Raw genomic sequence first — 2,432 nt, forward strand, 5'->3', positions numbered from 1 at the left:
TTGTTCTCTGAAAATTGCACAGTGATTATATTAGGTCAAGCCCTCGACTTATTAGTATGAGTCAGCTGAACATGTTACCATGCTTACACCCCTCACCTATCAACCTGATGTTCTTTCAGGAGTCTTACTAACTTACGTTATGGGAAATCTCATCTTAGGGTGGGCTTCACGCTTAGATGCTTTCAGCGTTTATCCCTTCCCAACATAGCTACCCAGCTATGCCACTGGCGTGACAACTGGTGCACCAGAGGTTGGTCCATCCCGGTCCTCTCGTACTAAGGACAGCTCCCTTCAAATTTCCTACGCCCGCGACGGATAGGGACCGAACTGTCTCACGACGTTCTGAACCCAGCTCGCGTGCCGCTTTAATGGGCGAACAGCCCAACCCTTGGGACCGACTTCAGCCCCAGGATGCGACGAGCCGACATCGAGGTGCCAAACCTCCCCGTCGATGTGGACTCTTGGGGGAGATCAGCCTGTTATCCCCGAGGTAGCTTTTATCCGTTGAGCGATGGCCCTCCCACGAGGTACCACCGGATCACTAAGCCCGACTTTCGTCCCTGCTCCACCTGTATGTGTCGCAGTCAGGCTCCCTTCTGCCTTTGCACTCTTCGAACGATTTCCGACCGTTCTGAGGGAACCTTTGGGCGCCTCCGTTACTTTTTAGGAGGCGACCGCCCCAGTCAAACTGCCCACCTAACAATGTCCCGTGACCAGATTCATGGCCTCCGGTTAGAATTCCAGTACTATCAGGGTGGTATCCCAAGGTCGACTCCACCACAGCTGACGCCGTGATTTCCCAGTCTCCCACCTATCCTGTACAGATAATACCGAAACTCAATGCTAAATTGCAGTAAAGCTCTACGGGGTCTTTCCGTCCAATCGCGGGTAGCAAGCATCTTCACTTGCACTACAATTTCGCCGGATTTGCTGTTGAGACAGTGCCCAAATCATTACGCCATTCGTGCGGGTCGGAACTTACCCGACAAGGAATTTCGCTACCTTAGGACCGTTATAGTTACGGCCGCCGTTTACTGGGGCTTAAGTTCATGCCTTCGCTTGCGCTAAGCAATCCCCTTAACCTTCCAGCACCGGGCAGGCGTCAGCCCCTATACATCAGCTTTCGCTTTAGCAGAGACCTGTGTTTTTGCTAAACAGTTGCTTGGGCCTATTCTCTGCGACCTACTTGCGTAGGCACCCCTTCTCCCGAAGTTACGGGGTCAATTTGCCGAGTTCCTTAACAGCAATTCTTCCGCTGGTCTTAGGATTCTCTCCTCACCTACCTGTGTCGGTTTGCGGTACGGGCGTTAGCTTCCTCCATAGAGGCTTTTCTTGGCAGCGTGGAATCAGATACTTCGCTATAATTAGCTCCCCATCACACCTCAGAATTGTTTTAGCGGATTTGCCTGCTAAAACTCCCTAAGTGCTTAGACACACATCCAATAGTGTGCACATCTTATCCTCCTGCGTCACCCCGTTTGTAATAACGTCTGCTAACGGTACAGGAATATCAACCTGTTGTCCATCGACTACGCCTTTCGGCCTCGCCTTAGGTCCCGACTAACCCTGAGCGGACGAGCCTTCCTCAGGAAACCTTAGGTTTTCGACCGCCAGGATTCTCACCTGGCTCTCGCTACTTATGCCAACATTCTCACTTCTGCATCGTCCACCGCTCCTTTCGGTACGACTTCAGCCAATGCAGAAAGCTCCTCTACCACTCACATATTAAATGTGAATCCATAGCTTCGGTGGTAAGTTTTAGCCCCGGACATCTTCGGCGCGGGATCTCTTGACTAGTGAGCTATTACGCACTCTTTAAATGAGTGGCTGCTTCTAAGCCAACATCCTAGTTGTCTTAGAAATCCCACATCCTTTACCACTTAACTTACACTTTGGGACCTTAGCTGATGGTCTGGGCTGTTTCCCTTTTGACTACGGATCTTATCATTCGCAGTCTGACTGCCGAAATAAAAGTATCTGGCATTCGGAGTTTGATAAGGTTCGGTAAGCGGTATGCCCCCTAGCCTATTCAGTGCTCTACCTCCAGTACTCAGTTAATCGACGCTAGCCCTAAAGCTATTTCGAGGAGAACCAGCTATCTCCGAGTTCGATTGGAATTTCTCCGCTATCCACAGCTCATCCCATGGTTTTTCAACACCAACGTGGTTCGGACCTCCACGACATTTTACTGTCGCTTCATCCTGGCCATGGATAGGTCACCCGGTTTCGGGTCTACGACATGCAACTTTGCGCCCTATTCAGACTCGGTTTCCCTTCGGCTCCGTACCTTAAGTACTTAACCTCGCTACATATCGTAACTCGTTGGCTCGTTCTACAAAAAGCACGTCGTCACACATATAAAGTGCTCCGACCGGTTGTAGGCACAGGGTTTCAGGTTCTATTTCACTCCCCTTCCGGGGTTCTTTTCACCT

Annotated in this window: 1 rRNA gene; it reads right to left on the reverse strand. The window is 50.7% G+C overall.

The window, feature by feature from the left end:
* Positions 1–31: 31 nt before the first annotated feature.
* A 23S ribosomal RNA gene (locus KQI36_RS17525) occupies positions 32–2,432 on the reverse strand; the annotation flags it as partial.

The organism is Clostridium senegalense (assembly GCF_018916625.1).
Lineage (GTDB): Bacteria > Bacillota > Clostridia > Clostridiales > Clostridiaceae > Clostridium_J > Clostridium_J senegalense.